This is a genomic window from Roseibium sp., from assembly GCF_965216085.1.
GTDB lineage: Bacteria > Pseudomonadota > Alphaproteobacteria > Rhizobiales > Stappiaceae > Roseibium.
In genome coordinates this window covers 5,567,651-5,584,921 of sequence record NZ_OZ244138.1, presented here as the reverse complement: position 1 = coordinate 5,584,921, position 17,271 = coordinate 5,567,651, and the positions used below count along the sequence as shown (strand labels likewise).

Sequence of the window (17,271 nt, the reverse complement as noted above, 5' to 3'; positions counted from 1 at the left end):
CGTCACCACAATAAATTTGTAGCTGTTGAGCGGGAGGCTTGTAAAGGAGAGCGGAGACCCGTCTTAGGTCGCACCTTCATTCATTGATGAGGTCGTGGCCTAAAGTACAGTGTACAGGGCCGGGCCACTGTTCTTTTCTATAAGCTTCCGATTTTAAAAAAAGATCGGCTTTGGAGGGAGACAATGGAGTTATCGGGCAGTCAACTGATTCCGGCATCGCGGGATGCTGTCTGGTCTGCATTGAATGATGCGGAAGTTTTGAAGGTGTGTATTCCGGGCTGCGAGTCCTTGGAAAAAACATCTGATACGGAAATGACCGCTGCCGTGACCTCGAAAATCGGTCCGGTAAAAGCCAAGTTCAAAGGCGCGGTCACACTCGAAAACATCAATGCACCGGAAAGCTACACGATTGTTGGCGAAGGTAAGGGCGGCGTTGCCGGCTTTGCCAAGGGATCAGCGGACGTGAAGCTGAGTGACGCCGAAGGCGGCACCTTGCTGGAATATACCGCAAAGGCGCAGGTCGGCGGCAAACTGGCGCAACTCGGTAGCCGGCTAATCGATTCCACGGCCAAAAAAATGGCCGAGGAATTTTTCACAAAGTTTTCAGAAGCCGTTGCCGGTCCGGCAGAAACGGTGGCGGAAGCCTCAGCCGGAAATGCCCAGGAGCTTGATCCAGGTGTTGCCGAAGAAGCCAAGCGTTTGGCGATGGAGGATGCGCCCGACACAGTGGTTCATGCCTTGGAGGATGCAGAACACGCTGTAGAGGAACAAATCCATAAGGCGGAAGAAAATATTGAAGCGGCGGCCGGCCGCGGTGCATTCGGCGGACCTATGGTCTGGGGGATGGTCGCACTGGCCGGTTTGATTATTGTTTTGGCCCTGGCCAGCTGAAATTGACTGCCGCCGCAAAGGCGGCAGTTGACGTTTGGCCCAGTGTTTCGGAAAGTTCTTGCAAGGAGGATCCAGAACCATCTGAAGTTGCTGGGTTGGGAACGGTAAACAACCGGCGGAAAGCCGGAGAAATTTTGGATCTGGGAGCCCGGTTGGACGCGGACATCTGGATCTGGAGCTACCTGAGGGAGAATAATTCATGGCAAAAGTGTCGATGGTGTTGAACGGCAAGTCCGTTTCGGCAGATGTGGAAGACCGCACACTTCTGGTCGGATTTATCCGGGATGTGCGCGGCCTGACAGGAACTCATGTTGGGTGTGATACGTCGCAGTGCGGCGCCTGTGTGGTGCATGTGAACGGCAAGGCCGTGAAGTCCTGTACAATGCTCGCCGCTCAAGCAGAGGGCGCCGAAGTTGTGACTCTGGAAGGTGTCGGCAGCGCCGACAATCTGCACCCGGTCCAAGCCGCCTTCCGCGAGCATCACGGTTTGCAGTGCGGTTTTTGCACGCCGGGCATGATCATGAGCGCGATCGACATGATCAACCGGCACGGCGCTGGCAATCTGGATGAAAAAACCATCCGCCACGAGCTCGAAGGCAACATCTGCCGCTGCACCGGCTATCAAAACATCGTTAAGGCGATCAAATCCGCCTCCGACCAGATGGCCGGTATGGCCCAGGCCGCTGAATAAGCACAGTCAGTCACCGTTTTCGCATGTGTCTTTATGCTCATGAGAGAGATCACGGCCTGACCGTTGGCGTGCTGCCGGGAGGATAAGTGCAGCGTCAGTGGAAGTGGCCAGCCAGAAAATTTGAGGGAGAGAGTGATGGCAGTAGAGGGGATTGGCGCCCGCGCTTTGCGCAAAGAGGACAAGCGCTTCATCACCGGTAAGGGCCGGTATACAGATGATATGGCGATGCCGGGAATGGGCTATGCCGCCTTTGTGCGCTCGCCGCATGCACATGCAAAAGTAACAAGCATTGATTCTGAAGCCGCTCTGGCAATGCCGGGTGTTGATGCGGTTCTAACCGGTGATCAGCTGGTGGGTGATGGGATAGGCAACCTGATTTGCGGTTGGATGATCCACTCCAAAGACGGCACCCCGATGAAAATGGGTGGTTGGCGCGCTCTGGAGCCGGAAGTCGTCCGCCATGTTGGCCAGGCCGTCGCTGTGGTTATCGCCGACACGCAGGCGCAAGCCCGCGATGCTGCAGATGCGGTTGTTGTCGATTACGAAGAACTCGACGCCGTTGTTGATCCGCTGGATGCGTTGAAAGATGGCGCGCCGCAAATCCATCCGGAAGCGGAAGGCAACCTGATCTACGATTGGGAAATCGGCGACGAAGCGGCAACAAATGCCGCCTTTGAAAGCGCAGCCCACGTCACCAAGATGGAAATCCATAACAACCGTCTGGTGCCGAACCCAATGGAACCGCGCGCTGCCCTGGCTGGTTACGACGATGCCGAGGAGCATTACACGCTCTACACCACGTCCCAGAACCCCCATGTGGCGCGCTTGGTGCTGTCGGCGTTTTATGCCGTTGCCCCGGAACACAAGCTTCGGGTAATCGCACCGGATGTTGGTGGCGGCTTCGGCTCCAAGATCTACATCTATCCGGAAGAGATGGTCTGCCTTTGGGCATCCAAGAAGGTCGGACGTCCGGTGAAATGGACATCAGACCGAACGGAAGCCTTCCTGACCGATGCGCATGGCCGCGATCACCGCTCGGAAGCCGAACTGGCGCTCGATGCGGATAACAAGATCACCGGTTTCCGCGTCAAAACAGTCGCGAACCTTGGCGCTTACATGTCGCTGTTCTCGTCATCGGTGCCGACCTATCTCTACGCGACATTGCTGTCGGGCCAGTACAACATTCCGGCAATCCACGCCAACGTGAAGGCGGTTTATACAAATACGACTCCGGTCGATGCTTATCGTGGAGCTGGACGTCCGGAAGCGACCTATCTGGTTGAACGTATGATGGAAACGGCCGCGCGCGAAGTCGGATTATCCCCGGCAGAGTTCCGCCGCAAGAACTTCATCCGCGCCTTCCCGCATCAGACCCCAGTGATCATGTGTTATGACGCTGGTGATTATGACGCGACGCTGGATGCGGCTCTCAAAGCTGCCGATTACGATGGTTTTGCAGCGCGTAAGGCGGAAGCGGCCTCTCGGGGCAAGCTGCGTGGCATTGGCCTTTCCTGTTACATCGAAGCCTGTGGGATCGCGCCGTCTGCGGCCGTTGGTTCGCTTGGCGCCGGTGTTGGTCTTTGGGAATCGGCCGAAGTGCGCGTCAATCCGGTTGGCACCATTGAGGTTCTAACGGGTTCGCATAGCCACGGTCAGGGTCATGAAACAACCTTTGCCCAGCTGATCAGCGAGCGTTTCGGTCTCGACACCGATTCTGTCTCTATTGTCCATGGAGACACGGACAAAGTTCAGTTTGGCATGGGCACCTACGGCTCCCGCTCCGGCGCGGTCGGCATGTCGGCGATCGTCAAAGCGCTCGACAAAGTCGAATCCAAAGCCAAGAAGATCGCAGCTCACCTGATGGAAGCGTCCGAAGGGGACATCCAGATCGAGGGCGGCGAGTTGAAAGTTGCCGGCACGGACAAGAAGCTGACCTTCACAGAAGTGGCACTTGCCGCTTATACGGCCCACAATCTGCCGGAAGGCATGGAGCCGGGTTTGAAGGAAGGCGCGTTCTATGACCCGACCAACTTCACCTTCCCGGCAGGCACCTATGTCTGTGAGGTGGAGATTGATCCGGATACCGGCAAAACGGAAATCGTCAACTTCACCGCTGCCGATGACTTCGGCAAGATCATCAATCCGATGATCGTGGAAGGCCAGGTGCACGGCGGCATCACGCAAGGTATCGGTCAGGCGTTGCTTGAAAACGCGGCCTATGACGAAACCGGCCAGCTGCTGACAGCGTCCTACATGGATTACACCATGCCGCGTGCTGACGATGTGCCGTCCTATCAGCTGTCAACCCATGTCACCGAATGCCCGGGCAACCCGCTTGGCATGAAGGGCTGCGGCGAAGCTGGGGCAATCGGCTCTCCACCGGCAGTGATCAATGCGATCACGGACGCGCTGGGGTCCAATGACCTGACCATGCCGGCAACGCCGGAGCGGGTCTGGGCTCTGGCTCAGTCCGGCATGAAGCAGGCGGCCGAATAAGGCTCAAAGGCAAATCATTCCGGGCGGCGTGTGCCGCCCGCTTAATCGGTAATTTTTTGGGGAGACCCTAAAATGTATGAAACAACTTATCACCGGGCCGGTTCCGCCGCTGAAGCTGCCGACCTTCTGGCTAAGGCCGAAGACGGCAAGATTTTGGGTGGCGGCCAGACCTTGCTGCCGACCATGAAACAGCGCTTGGCCGCACCATCTGATCTGGTGGATGTGACCAATATCGCTGAGATGAACGGCATTTGCGTTGATGGTGACGGTGTCGCGGTCGGTGCGGCAACAACTCACGCGGAGGTCGCCTCCAGCGACATCGTTCAATCAAAACTGCCTGGGCTTGCCGCACTTGCAGGCGGTATTGGCGATCCGGCTGTCCGCCACATGGGCACCATTGGCGGCTCCATTGCCAACAACGATCCGGCAGCCGACTATCCTTCGGCTTTGGTGGCTCTGGGTGCGACCGTCGTCACCAGCAAGCGGGAACTCTCCGCCGAAGACTTTTTCACCGGCATGTTTGAAACCGCGCTTGATGAAGATGAAGTTGTGGTCTCGGTGAAGTTTCCAGCAGCACAAAAAAGCGCTTATGCCAAATACCCGAACCCGGCGTCGCGCTATGCTATGGCCGGTGTTTTCGTTGCCAAGGGCGCGGACGGGTCGGTTAAGGTTGCAGTGACAGGCGCTGGGCAAGACGGTGTGTTCCGGATGAACGATATGGAATCAGCACTCGCCAGCAACTGGTCCTCCGATGCAGTGGCCGGAATTGCACCGAATGCGGACGATCTCCTATCTGATCTGCATGGCTCGGCTGCGTATCGTGCTAATCTGGTCACTGTCATGGCCAAACGGGCCGTGGCTGCTGCTGGATAATATCGGCCGCTAAGCCAACACACTCTTTGCTGTCCCGGTCTTGAGCCGGGATCTCATCGAGGGTGACCCCGGCGCGAGGCCGGGGAAGCACTAGGTGAGTTTTTGAGGTGTAAAACCCCTCTCTGTCCTGGAGAGGGGTTTTCTTTTGCGCGTTTCCCCGCACTTGAGTTCCTATTTGAACTTCTGCAATACAGATTTGACAGAAGCGAAACGGATCCCATGACCAAAGTTCTTTGCATCGCACTTAATCCGACAATCGATGTCTCCTGTGACGCGGAGCGGGTGCAGTCGATGCATAAGACCCGCACCACCAATCAGCGGCAGGATCCAGGTGGTGGTGGGGTTAATGTGGCGCGGGTGATTTCGGAACTCGGCGGTAAGCCGGACCTTGCTTATCTCTCTGGCGGCGCGACCGGTGTTCTTCTAGACGCGTTTTTGAATGAGACCGGGATCAAGTTGCATCGCTATTCAATAGAATACCCGGTCAGGATGGCCTTTGCCGTTCACGAGGAAACTTCGGGGATCGAATACCGTTTTGTTCCCGAAGGACCGGAAGTGACGGCCGGTGAGCTTCAGCCGGTATTTGATCTCGTCGCGCAAACCGATGCGGACTACGTGGTCGCCAGCGGCTCCCTGCCGCGTGGTGTTGCGGATGATACCTATGCAAGGATGGGGGCGATCATTGCGGAACGCGGCGCACGTTTTGTTGTCGACACCTCAGGTCCAGCCCTGAAGGCGGCGCTCGACAAAGGCGGTGTCTATCTGTTCAAACCAAGCCTTGGGGAACTTGAAAAACTGGCTGGCCGGTCTCTGGATGAAGAAGGTGTCCGGAGATTTGCGCAGGAACTTGTCGCTAAAGGGGCAGCGGAAAACATCGCCGTCACGCTGGGTACGAAGGGCGCGTTGCTGGTCAATTCCAATCAGGCAATGCGGGTCCCTGCGCTTCATGTGTCGGCAAAGTCTGCAGTCGGTGCTGGCGATAGTTTTGTAGGTGCGATGGTCTGGTCTTTGATCGAACGGAATTCAATCGAAGAGGCTTTCCGTCTCGGTGTCTCGGCGGGGGCTGCCACCGCCTTGACGTCCGGCACAGAACTCTGCCGCCGGGCGGATGTGCTTTCGCTCTATGAGACGGAGAAAGCCGGGCGCGGGGCAAGATAAGTATCTCGGTCCGCCGTTAGCCAGATAGGCCGGACAAACGCGCGAGCAGAACCGCGACGTTCTTGACCTGAAACTTTTTCAAAAGCCGGGCGCGGACATCCTCGATTGTTCGTGGGGAGAGACTCAAATCTCTGGCAATTTCCTTGCTGGTTTTGCCTTGCGAAAGGAGCAATAGCACTTCCCGCTCCCGGTTGGTCAGTTGCGGACCGCTGTTCTTGTCTTCAATTACCGCAAAACTGAGAACCGCCTGGGCGAGCGGGTCGTCCGGGGTCAAGGTGCGGGCGCGGAAGCGGCACCAAATCCGGGTCCCATCAGCGCAACGCATCAGCCGTTCATCCGAATAAGGCAAAGACTGGCGCAAAGGCGCAAGCCCGATATCGCGAACTTGGTGAAATTCCTGATCTGTCCCATACAGCAGCCGGAAACTCTGGCCGATCAAGTCGGCCTTCTCATAACCAAACATCGCCGCAAACGTGGCGTTGCAGCTGCGGATGATGCGATGCTCCGTCAGTGCGAGGCCCATTGGAGCGTGGTCAAACGTCAGTTGATCAAAGTTGTTCATAGGTCACCGTGTTTATACGGTATAGGCACCGTATACCGGACATAGCATAGTTATTCCACCTAATGTGAATAATGAGCGCGCTACGAATGCAGCCAGCCGACCAACTGATCCGGGAAATTGACGACCGGTGCGACGATCTCATCGCGCTGACGCAGGATCTTTTGCGCATTCCAACGCTCAATCCGCCGGGCGAAAACTACCGGGACATTTGCGAATACCTTGGCAAACGGTTGGGCGGCAAAGGCTTCGGCATTGAGTTGATCCGTGCCCATGGCGCCCCCGGAGACAGCGACAAGTACCCGCGCTGGAATGTGATCGCCCGCCGCGAGGGAACGCGCCCGGGTGAATGTGTGCATTTCAACAGCCACATTGATGTGGTCGATGTCGGTCATGGCTGGACCAAAGATCCCTTTGGCGGCGAACTGGAAGACGGCAAGATATATGGCCGCGGCGCGTGCGACATGAAGGGCGGTCTGGCTGCCAGCATCGTTGCCGCTGAGGCTTTTCTGGCCGTCAGTCCGGATTTTTCCGGCGCCATCGAAATCAGCGGCACAGCGGATGAAGAATCCGGCGGTTATGGTGGTGTCGCTTATTTGGCCCAAAAAGGCTATTTCAACCCGGATCGGGTGCATCATGTGATCATCCCCGAACCCCTAAATAAGGACCGCATTTGCCTTGGTCACCGGGGCGTCTGGTGGGCGGAAGTCGAAACTTATGGCGAGATCGCCCACGGGTCGATGCCGTTCCTGGGAGACTGCGCCGTTCGTCACATGGGGGCCGTCTTGGATGAAATGGAAGAGAGTCTCTTTCCGGCACTCGCGAAAAAACGCACCGAAATGCCGATCGTTCCGGAAGGTGCGCGCCAATCCACGTTGAATATCAATTCGATCCATGGCGGACAGGCGGAAGGTGAAGCGGATTTCACTGGATTGCCAAGCCCTTGTGTTCCAGACAGCTGCCGGGTTGTTCTCGACCGCCGTTTCCTGATGGAAGAAAACATCGAGGATGTTCAGGCGGAAGTTATGGATGTCTTGAAAACCGTCGAAAGCCGGAGGGAAGATTTCCGCTACGATGTGCGCGAGTTGCACAGGGTGTTGCCGACTATGACCGACAAGGATGCGCCGGTGGTCAAGACGGTCGCGAACGCAATTGAAGAAACCATGGGCAAACAGGCGGAATATGTCGTCAGCCCAGGCACATACGATCAAAAGCATATTGACCGGATCGGCAAACTCAAAAATTGTATTGCCTATGGACCCGGCATTCTGGATTTGGCGCACAAACCAGATGAATATGTCGGCGTTGATGACATGCTCGATTCCGCGAAAGTGATGGGACGGTCGCTGATCGAGCTCTTGGCAAAGCCGCAGTAAACGAGACGGCAAAGGGGAGAAGCTATGCATTTGGGAAAACTTGGCACAGGTCTGATCAGCGTTCTGGCGTTGACCGCCGGCATGGGATTGGCACATGCAAAAAGCGACATCACCGTGGCCATGCAGCTGGAGCCGCCGCATCTCGATCCGACCAGCGCAGCCGCAGGCGCAATTGACTCGGTTCTTTATTCGAACGTTTTCGAAGGTCTGACCCGCTTTGGCCCTGACGGATCGGTCAATCCGGGCCTTGCTGAGAGCTGGACCATTTCAGATGACGGCAAGACCTATACATTCAAGTTGCGATCCGGCGTGAAGTTCCACGATGGTTCAGACATGACCGCCGAGGATGTGAAATTCAGCCTTGACCGGGCCCGGTCCGATGACAGTCAGAATGCACAAAAGGCGCTGTTCTCGGGGATTGAGGCTGTTGAAGCTATCGACCCGCAGACGGTGAAAGTCATGCTTTCGGCTCCGAACGGCAGCTTCCTGTTCAACATGGCTTGGGGCGATGCAGTGATCGTCGCACCGGAATCCATTGAGAACATCAAGACCAACCCAATCGGAACTGGTGCATTCAAATTTTCCAATTGGGTTCAGGGCGACAAGATCGATCTGGAAAAAAATGGCGATTACTGGGGCACACCAGCCAAGCTGGACAATGTGACCTTCAAGTTCATCTCCGATCCGACCGCGGCCTTTGCCGCCGTGATGGCCGAAGACGTCAACGCCTTTGTCGGCTTCCCGGCTCCGGAGAACCTGCCGCAGTTTGAAGCCGATCCGCGTTTTCAGGTGCTAGTGGGGTCGACCGAAGGTGAAACCATCCTGTCGACCAACAACAAGCAGCCGCCGCTCGATGACGTGAAGGTCCGCAAGGCCATCGCGCATGCAATAGACCGGCAAGCCATCATCGATGGTGCTATGTTCGGGTATGGCACTCCGATTGGGTCACACTTTGCACCGCATAATCCGGACTATATCGATCTGACCGGCAACAGCGCTTACGATCCTGAGCTTTCCAAAAAACTGCTTGCCGAGGCTGGCCATGCAGATGGGTTCAAAACGACCCTGAAACTGCCGCCGCCGTCCTATGCCCGCCGCGGCGGTGAGATCATTGCCGCACAGCTGCGCGCTGTTGGCATTGAAACCGAGATTTCCAATCTGGAATGGGCGCAGTGGCTGGAACAGGTGTTTAAGGGCAAGGATTATGGTCTAACTATTGTCAGCCACACCGAGCCGATGGACATCGGCATCTATGCCCGTCCGGAGTACTATTTCCAGTACGACAACAAGGACTTCCAAAAACTGATGGAAGACCTGACGGCGGAAAACGATCCGGAAAAACGCTCCGGTCTGTTGAAGCAGGCGCAGGAGATGATCTCCAACGACTACGTTAATGGCTATTTGTTCCAGCTGGCATTCCCGACGGTCGCCAACGCCAAGATCCAGGGTCTTTGGAAAAACCAGCCGACCCAGGCAACCGACCTGACAGCAGTTTACTGGGACAATTAACCGGTCGTGAAGAATTAGCTTCGGAAAGTTCTCTCCCCACAGGGACACGAAGCTAACTGCAGCCTTGAGGGGTGGAGTTACATCGGGCGTACCGGTCATCCCTCAAGGCGACCTTTCAAGCCTTTTCAATCGGAAAGTGATTGAAATAAAGCAACACTGAATATCCCGGATCATCCTGGATACGGGTTCGAATCTAGCCCATGGCCGGGCGCCAACACCGCCGGCAGCCCAACAGAAAGTCCATGCTCCATTATTTCCTGAAACGACTGTTGTCTCTTGCGCTGAGCCTGGTTGCTGCTTCGGCGGTGATCTTTCTGGCGCTGGAAGTCGTGCCGGGAGATCCTGCTGCTTACATGCTCGGCCTAAACGCGCAGGAAGACACGCTTGCCGCGCTTCGGGAAGAACTGGGGCTGAATGGAACGGTGCTGCAGCGGTACGTATCCTGGGCCGGCGGGCTTCTGAGCGGCGATTTCGGCGTCTCTTACACCTACCGGACACCGGTTGCCGAGATGATCGGTGAGCGCTTGTGGGTGTCTTTACCGCTGGCGCTTTATGCGTTGACCTTGAGCACATTGATCGCCTTTCCGGCCGGGATTTGGGCCGCGTCCCGAAGGGGAACTGCGGTGGATGCATCCGTTATGGGCGTGACACAGCTTGGTGTGGCCATCCCAAATTTCTGGTTCGCCATGCTGATGGTGCTGGTTTTTGCCATCAATCTGCGCTGGTTTTCCGCCGGTGGGTTTCCGGGGTGGGATGCTGGGTTTTTCGCTGGCATGAAGGCACTCACCTTGCCCGCAATTGCCTTGGCCCTGCCGCAAGCCAGCATTTTGACACGCGTGATGCGTTCCAGCCTACTCGATACCCTCGGTGAAGATTTTATTCGGACGGCCAGGGCCAAAGGCCTCACCAAAGGTCAGGCGTTGTGGCGCCATGCGGTACGCAATGCACTGATCCCGGTTTTGACCATCCTTGGTCTGCAGTTTTCCTTCCTGCTCGCTGGCGCGATCATCATCGAAAATGTCTTCTTCTTACCAGGCCTTGGCCGGCTGGTGTTCCAATCGATCAGCGCCCGCGATCTCATTGTCGTTGAAAGCGTGGTTATGCTGCTGGTGTTTGCGGTCATCATCGTCAACTTCGCGGTCGACATGGCATATGCCTGGGTCGACCCGCGCCTTAGGAGACGGCGCTGATGGGCATCTTTCTGCACAGCCGGACGCTTCTCCCCGGCCTCCTCCTAACCGTTTTGTTTGTGAGTGCGGCGCTCATAAGTCTCGTATGGGTGCCTTACGATACAACCGTTCTGAACATCGCCAACCGGATGAAACTGCCGAGCTGGACACATCTCCTCGGCACCGACCAGTTCGGCCGCGATATCTTGAGCATGATCATGGTCGGTGCGCGCACCTCCATTGCCGTTGCCCTGGTCGCCGTGGGCATTGGTATGATTATCGGCGTGCCGTTCGGATTGGCTGCCGCCGCCCGCAAGGGGGGCTGGCTGGATGAAGTCATCATGCGCGCCAATGACCTGGTGTTCGCTTTCCCGAGTCTTTTGATTGCGGTCATGATCACCGCCGTCTTCGGCGCGTCCGCACTGAATGCCATCATCGCGATCGGCATCTTCAACATTCCGGTGTTTGCCCGTCTGACCCGCGGCGCGGCACTGTCCCTCTGGAACCGGGATTACATTCTGGCGGCGCGTGTAGCGGGCAAAGGCCCGGCGCGAATCTCCCTGGAACATATTTTGCCGAATGTTGCGAACTTGCTGATCGTTCAGGGCACGATCCAGTTCTCTCTTGGTATCCTTGCGGAAGCGGGATTGAGCTACGTTGGTTTGGGCGCTCAGCCGCCGACGGCCAGCTGGGGCCGCATGTTGGCTGACAGCCAGACGATGATTTCGCTCGCCCCGCATCTGGCATTGTTCCCTGGCCTGGCGATCCTCTTGACCGTGCTCGGCCTCAATCTGATGGGCGACGGTCTGCGCGATCTTCTCGATCCGAAACTCAGGAGGGCGCGCACATGAGCCTTCTGACGATCGAAAATCTGTCGCTGGAAATTCACGGTCAGCCGGTCCTTAAAAGCGTGTCGATGAAGGTCGCCCCGGGCCGGATCCTGGGTGTGATCGGCGAGAGCGGCTCGGGCAAATCCATGTCAGCCTTCAGCGTCATGCAGCTCCTGCCGAATGGGACCACCAGTTCAGGCAAGATTACCCTTGCCGGGCGGGACATTCTGGCGTTGAACGAAGCAGAACTCTGCCGTATTCGGGGGCGGGATGTCGGCATGGTGTTCCAGGAGCCGATGACCGCGCTCAATCCGCTGAAAACCATCGGTGCGCAGGTCGCCGAAACCATTTTGGTGCATGAAAAGGTCTCCAAATCCGAAGCAATGGCGCGGGCAGCCGAGGCTCTGCGCCGGGCCGAACTGCCGCAGGACAAGTTTCCGCTCAGCCGCTATCCTCATGAGCTCTCCGGCGGACAGCGTCAGCGTGTGGTGATCGCAATGGCGATAGCCTTGCGGCCGAAGCTGTTGATCGCCGATGAGCCAACGACCGCACTCGACGTCACCACCCAAGCGCAGATTTTGGAACTTCTAAAAAAGCTGGTGTCCGAAGATGGCATGGGCCTCATGCTGATCAGCCATGATCTGGCTGTGGTCGCCGATCTTGCCGACGATCTGGTGATCATGAAGGACGGTGAAGTGGTGGAAAGCGGTCCAGCAGAAACGCTTTTCCGCACCATGCAGCATCCCTATTCCAAAGCCCTTCTGGAGGCGTCCGGTCATGTGCCGGACCGGGAAGGGTTGGTTCAAGAGACGCCGCTTTTGAAAGTCCAGAACGTGGTCCGCGATTATGTCGGCCACACCCATGGCTGGTGGGGCAAGACTGTTCATTTCCGCGCCGTAAACAACGTCAGTTTTGAAATCAAAAAGGGCGAGAGCCTCGGCCTTGTTGGGGAATCCGGCTGCGGCAAGTCCACGCTGACCCGGGCCATTTTGGGGCTAGAGGACGTCCAGGGCGGTGAGATCTCGTTCGACGGCCAACCGGTCTTCACCGAACACCATGCCAATATCGCAGTCCGCCGCAGGATGCAGGTGGTGTTTCAAGATCCCTACAGCAGTTTCAATCCACGCTGGAAGGTCGAGCGGTTGGTCACCGAGCCGTTTCATTTGCTGGATGCTCCGCCGAAAGGCGCAAAGCGCGAGGCCGCCATTGCCGAGGCGCTGGAAAGCGTTGGGCTCACTGCGGACGACCGCCATAAATACATCCATGAATTCAGTGGCGGCCAGCGCCAGCGGATCGCGATTGCCCGGGCGCTCATCATCAAACCGGATCTGATCATCCTGGATGAGGCGGTGTCCGCGCTTGACGTTTCTGTCCGCGCCCAGGTTTTGGATCTTCTGGCGGATTTGAGTGATCGGTTTGATCTCACCTATCTCTTTATCAGCCATGACCTTTCTGTCGTCCGCTCGATCACCGACCGGGTGATGGTGATGAAATCAGGCGAAATCGTTGAAGAAGGCCCAACAGGCGCCGTCTTCGACGCGCCCAAACACGATTACACCAAACAATTGGTCGCCGCCGCGCCGGTTCTTCCGGCCGATATTAATGCGGCCTGAGGAGGAACGATGCGCAACGAGTTGGATCTCTGGTTTGATCCGGCCAAGTGCCTGATCAACGGTGAATGGACGGCGCCTGCAGGCGGCGGAACGCTGCCGCTGTTCAACCCGTCGACCGGCGCGGAAATCGGTGAGATTGCCCGTGGTACATCTGAAGACATCGACGCCGCCGTTGCGGCCGCCGAAGCCGCTCGGAACGACGTTTGGGGCACGACGACAGCGGTCGAACGTGGACGGATCCTCTTCAAGCTCCGCGAGCTGGTGCTTGAAAAGGTTGAGGATCTGGCCCGGATCGAGGCAATGGATGTCGGCAAGCCGCTCAAACAGGCACGAGCCGATGCAATCGCTCTTGCGCGTTACTTGGAATTTTACGGCGGCGCGGCGGACAAGCTGCACGGCGAAACCATCCCCTATCTCGACGGCTATACGGTCTACACTTTGCGCGAGCCGCATGGCGTTACCGGGCACATTGTGCCGTGGAACTATCCGATGCAGATCATCGGTCGGTCCATCGGCGCAGCGCTTGCGACCGGCAACACTTGTGTTCTGAAGCCGGCCGAAGATGCCTGCCTGACAGCCCTTGCTTTTGCCGATCTTGCTAAGGCAGCCGGTCTGCCGGACGGGGTTTTGAATGTTGTGCCGGGTCTCGGATCGGAGGCGGGCGCTGCGCTTTCGTCCCATCCGGGCATTCATCATGTCAGCTTTACCGGTTCCGTTGCGACCGGAGTGCACATTCAAACGGCAGCTGCCAAAAACGTCATTCCGGTCACCCTAGAGCTTGGGGGAAAATCACCGCAGCTTGTGTTTGATGATGCCGACCTCGATGCGGCCCTGCCGTTCCTGGTGAATGCCGGTATTCAGAATGCGGGCCAGACCTGTTCGGCCTCCTCCCGCATTCTGGTTCAGCGTGGGCTTTATGATCAGGTCGTTGAGCGCATGGCCGGCCGGTACGGCGAACTGAAGGTGGGACCAGCGCTCTCCGATTTTGATGTCGGTCCGCTGATTTCGGCCAAACAAAAGGGCATCGTCTCCACCTTCATTGACCGGGGTGCGGATCTTGAAAAGGCCGCCGAAGGGATTTTGCAGGATGCGCCAAAGGGCGGCAGCTACGTGACGCCAACGCTCTTTGCCGGCGTTAAACCGGACCATGTGCTCGCCCGGGATGAGATTTTTGGACCGGTGCAGGTGATCATTCCATTCGACGATGAAGACGAAGCTGTCGCGATTGCCAACGGCACGGACTACGGCCTTGTTGCCAGCATCTGGAGCCGGGATGGCGCCCGGCAGATGCGGCTGGCGAAGAAAATCCGTTCTGGTCAGGTCTTCATCAACAACTACGGCGCGGGCGGCGGTGTCGAGCTGCCATTCGGCGGCATGGGCAAATCCGGCCACGGCCGGGAAAAGGGCTTTGAAGCACTCTACGGCTTCACATCACTGAAGACCGTCGCCGCCTATCACGGCTGAGTTTCAAAACGATAAATGATTTAAGGGAGTTTGACCCATGAGATTGCAGGGCAAAACAGCGATCGTGACAGGCGGGGCGTCCGGCTTTGGAGCGGGCATCGTGCGCAAGTTCGCAGCGGAAGGCGCCAAGGTCCTAATTGCGGATCTGAATCTGGATTTGGCCGAAGAAGTCGCGGCAGAAGTCGGAGGGTTTGCGGCCAAAGCCGATGTCGCTAGCAACGACAGCGTGGCGGAGCTGGCTGAAATCGCGGCTTCAAAACTCGGCGGCGTCGACATTCTGGTGAACAACGCCGGCATCACCCATCTGCCGAAACCAATGCAAGATGTGACAGAAGATGAGTTCGACCGGGTGATGGCGGTCAACTGCAAATCCGTCTACCTGACCACAAAACACTTCGTTCCGGCGATGATCGGCCGAGGCTCCGGTGCGATTCTCAATGTCGCTTCGACCGCAGGGCTCAGCCCGCGCCCGAAGCTCAATTGGTACAACGCCTCCAAGGGCTGGATGGTGACCGCGACCAAAACCATGGCCGTTGAATTGGCTCCAAATGGTGTGCGCGTTAACGCGCTCTGCCCGGTGGCCGGAGAAACCCCGCTCCTGAAAAGTTTCATGGGTGAAGACACTCCGGAAATGCGGGCAAAGTTTTTGTCCACCATTCCGATCGGGCGATTCTCGACACCCGAAGACCTCGGCAATGCCGCCTGTTACCTTTGTTCCGATGAAGCCGGTATGATCACCGGCGTTGCCATGGAAGTCGACGGCGGCCGCTGCATCTAGCCGTTTACTGTTAGGAGCCGGCGCTCAAATTCTTGGCTTGGGCGCCGGTTCGCGGTCGGCGTCGCCGGAATTAGGCTCGCCTTTTGGCTCAATGAGCAAAACCTTGACCTCTTCGTCCGCGCGTGGCCGGTGCACGACCCCTTTCGGCACGATGAAAAGCTCACCGGCTTTGACCACCTGAGGCTCTTGGCCTTCGATATCCATGATCATTTCGCCGTCGAGAACGAGGAAAAAGTCATCCGTGTTTTCGTGCTGGTGAAACGGAAATTCTCCTTTGAATTTCACCACCATGACATCGTTGGTGTTGTAGTCGCCAACAACATGTGGATCCCAGTGGGTCGCGAATTTGGTCAGTTTGTCAGAAAGATTTATCGGCTGCATAGTTCGATCAGGTTCCTGTCCAATGTGTCTGTCGTGCCCACGCTTGCGCAAAGTGCGGGCGCTTAAAACAGAATTCAGATTGGAACAACCTATCTCAGGTGTTTTCAAGCGTCTTGAACGATTGTGTACACGCGTCTGGCTGAAACCGGCTAAGTGGATTTCTGGTAAAGCCTGTGTTGCGGTGTTTGACGGAAATTAGAGCCGCAGATCTACATCGCCGCCGGAAAAAACGTTCTTCAAATCGTAAATCAGGTGGTTTGCCTTGCCGAAGGCGCGGATTTTTTCAATTCCCAATTCTTTGAACTGCTGGTGCGCGACCGCGACAACGATCGCATCGTAGTCACCAGGCGTGGGGTCACTCACCGGATGAATGCCGTATTCGCTTGCGGCGTCAATGCCATCCACCCACGGGTCATAAACGTCTACATCGACATTATAATCCTTGAGTTCTTCAATGATGCTGACGACACCAGTGTTTCTGAGGTCTGGGCAGTTTTCTTTGAACGCCAATCCCATGACCAGAATTCGTGCGCCGGTCATCGGCAAGCTCTTACGGGTCATGGCTTTGACCAGCTGAGAAACCACGTAAGAACCCATGCCGTCATTAAGCCGACGCCCCGCCAGAATGATCTCCGGGTGATAGCCTGTCGCCTGGGCCTTATGCGTCAGGTAATAAGGATCGACCCCGATGCAGTGGCCACCGACAAGACCTGGCCGGAAGGGTAGGAAATTCCATTTGGTTCCAGCCGCTTCCAACACCGCTTTGGTGTCGATGTCCAGCCGGTTGAAGATGATCGCCAGCTCGTTGATAAGTGCGATGTTGAGATCCCGCTGGGTGTTTTCAATCACTTTGGCCGCTTCCGCGACCCGGATCGACGGCGCTTTGTGGGTCCCGGCTTTGACAATTGAGGCGTAGAGCCGATCCACGAACTCGGCGACCTCTGGTGTCGAGCCGGATGTAACCTTGCAGATATCCGGTAGGCGATGGTTCTTGTCGCCCGGGTTGATCCGCTCGGGACTGTATCCTGCAAAAAAATCCACGTTGAAGGTCAGACCTGAAACCCGTTCCAACACAGGAACACAATCTTCTTCGGTCGCGCCGGGGTAAACGGTGGATTCGTAAATCACCACATCGCCGGTTTTCAGAACCTTGCCGATCGCTTCGCTAGCCCGGAGTAAAGGTCCAAGGTCCGGCTGTTTGTAGCTGTCAATCGGCGTCGGCACAGTAACGATGAAAGTCGTGCAGTCGGCAAGATCTTGCGGGTCGCTCGTAAAAGTCAGGTGCCGGGCAGCAGCGAGCTCGCCTTCAGATACCTCCAGCGTGGTATCGGTGCCGGTTTCTAGCTGAGCGATGCGTTCCGGGTTGATGTCGAAACCGGTGACGGATTGTGTTTTGCCGAATTCGCTCGCCAACGGCAGGCCGACATACCCAAGGCCGATGACGGCAATTTTTGCGGTGTTCGGGGTTTGGCGCAACATAATC

At 57.0% G+C, this 17,271-nt stretch carries 15 protein-coding genes; 12 read left to right on the top strand and 3 right to left on the bottom strand.

The genetic code is table 11. The features are described 5' to 3' along the window. The first annotated feature begins 183 nt into the window (after window positions 1-183). The 5 genes from ACOOFE_RS26015 (at window position 184) to ACOOFE_RS25995 (ending at window position 6,109) form a co-directional block, all read left to right on the top strand. The gene (locus ACOOFE_RS26015; protein WP_141184110.1) at window positions 184-891 is read left to right on the top strand and encodes an SRPBCC family protein; all 708 of its coding nucleotides are present in this window, start codon (window positions 184-186) and stop codon (window positions 889-891) included. Window positions 892-1,090: 199 nt separating this feature from the next. After that, window positions 1,091-1,582: a (2Fe-2S)-binding protein gene (locus ACOOFE_RS26010; RefSeq protein WP_141184109.1), complete on the top strand. Its 492-nt coding sequence runs from the start codon at window positions 1,091-1,093 to the stop codon at window positions 1,580-1,582. 135 nt (window positions 1,583-1,717) lie between these two features. Beyond that, window positions 1,718-4,078: a xanthine dehydrogenase family protein molybdopterin-binding subunit gene (locus ACOOFE_RS26005; RefSeq protein WP_420412710.1), complete on the top strand. Its 2,361-nt coding sequence runs from the start codon at window positions 1,718-1,720 to the stop codon at window positions 4,076-4,078. A gap of 72 nt (window positions 4,079-4,150) precedes the next feature. Continuing rightward, entirely contained in the window at window positions 4,151-4,951 is an 801-nt protein-coding gene (locus ACOOFE_RS26000) for an FAD binding domain-containing protein (protein WP_420412709.1), read from the top strand. Window positions 4,952-5,170: 219 nt separating this feature from the next. Then, on the top strand, window positions 5,171-6,109 hold the full coding sequence (locus ACOOFE_RS25995) for a 1-phosphofructokinase family hexose kinase (RefSeq protein ID WP_420412708.1): 939 nt from the start codon (window positions 5,171-5,173) through the stop codon (window positions 6,107-6,109). 16 nt (window positions 6,110-6,125) lie between these two features. Here ACOOFE_RS25995 and ACOOFE_RS25990 read toward each other — a convergent pair whose 3' ends face one another. Beyond that, on the bottom strand, window positions 6,126-6,671 hold the full coding sequence (locus tag ACOOFE_RS25990; RefSeq protein WP_420412707.1) for a LuxR C-terminal-related transcriptional regulator: 546 nt from the start codon (window positions 6,669-6,671) through the stop codon (window positions 6,126-6,128). Window positions 6,672-6,757: 86 nt separating this feature from the next. Between ACOOFE_RS25990 and ACOOFE_RS25985 the strand changes: the two genes are divergently transcribed. From ACOOFE_RS25985 to ACOOFE_RS25955, 7 genes are all read left to right on the top strand, one after another. After that, on the top strand, window positions 6,758-8,044 hold the full coding sequence (locus ACOOFE_RS25985) for an acetylornithine deacetylase/succinyl-diaminopimelate desuccinylase family protein (protein WP_420412706.1): 1,287 nt from the start codon (window positions 6,758-6,760) through the stop codon (window positions 8,042-8,044). A 24-nt stretch (window positions 8,045-8,068) separates the two neighbouring features. Beyond that, window positions 8,069-9,553 (top strand): ABC transporter substrate-binding protein, encoded by a 1,485-nt coding sequence (locus ACOOFE_RS25980; protein ID WP_420412705.1) that lies wholly within the window; start codon window positions 8,069-8,071, stop codon window positions 9,551-9,553. A 242-nt stretch (window positions 9,554-9,795) separates the two neighbouring features. After that, the gene (locus tag ACOOFE_RS25975) at window positions 9,796-10,743 is read left to right on the top strand and encodes an ABC transporter permease (RefSeq protein WP_420412704.1); all 948 of its coding nucleotides are present in this window, start codon (window positions 9,796-9,798) and stop codon (window positions 10,741-10,743) included. After that, entirely contained in the window at window positions 10,743-11,573 is an 831-nt protein-coding gene (locus ACOOFE_RS25970) for an ABC transporter permease (RefSeq protein ID WP_420412703.1), read from the top strand. Before ACOOFE_RS25975 ends, ACOOFE_RS25970 begins: the two co-directional genes overlap by 1 nt. Continuing rightward, window positions 11,570-13,165: an ABC transporter ATP-binding protein gene (locus ACOOFE_RS25965; protein ID WP_420412702.1), complete on the top strand. Its 1,596-nt coding sequence runs from the start codon at window positions 11,570-11,572 to the stop codon at window positions 13,163-13,165. The genes ACOOFE_RS25970 and ACOOFE_RS25965 overlap by 4 nt, the downstream gene beginning before the upstream one ends. Before the next feature lie 9 nt (window positions 13,166-13,174). Then, on the top strand, window positions 13,175-14,629 hold the full coding sequence (locus ACOOFE_RS25960; protein ID WP_420412701.1) for an aldehyde dehydrogenase family protein: 1,455 nt from the start codon (window positions 13,175-13,177) through the stop codon (window positions 14,627-14,629). A 37-nt stretch (window positions 14,630-14,666) separates the two neighbouring features. Continuing rightward, a complete protein-coding gene (locus tag ACOOFE_RS25955; protein ID WP_420412700.1) occupies window positions 14,667-15,407 on the top strand; it encodes an SDR family oxidoreductase in 741 nt (246 codons plus the stop codon). Window positions 15,408-15,431: 24 nt separating this feature from the next. Here the strand turns inward: ACOOFE_RS25955 and ACOOFE_RS25950 are convergent, their stop codons facing one another. Continuing rightward, entirely contained in the window at window positions 15,432-15,788 is a 357-nt protein-coding gene (locus ACOOFE_RS25950) for a cupin domain-containing protein (RefSeq protein WP_420412699.1), read from the bottom strand. Between the two features lie 195 nt (window positions 15,789-15,983). Then, window positions 15,984-17,267 (bottom strand): Vi polysaccharide biosynthesis UDP-N-acetylglucosamine C-6 dehydrogenase TviB, encoded by a 1,284-nt coding sequence (gene tviB / locus ACOOFE_RS25945; protein WP_420412698.1) that lies wholly within the window; start codon window positions 17,265-17,267, stop codon window positions 15,984-15,986. Window positions 17,268-17,271: the final 4 nt, after the last annotated feature.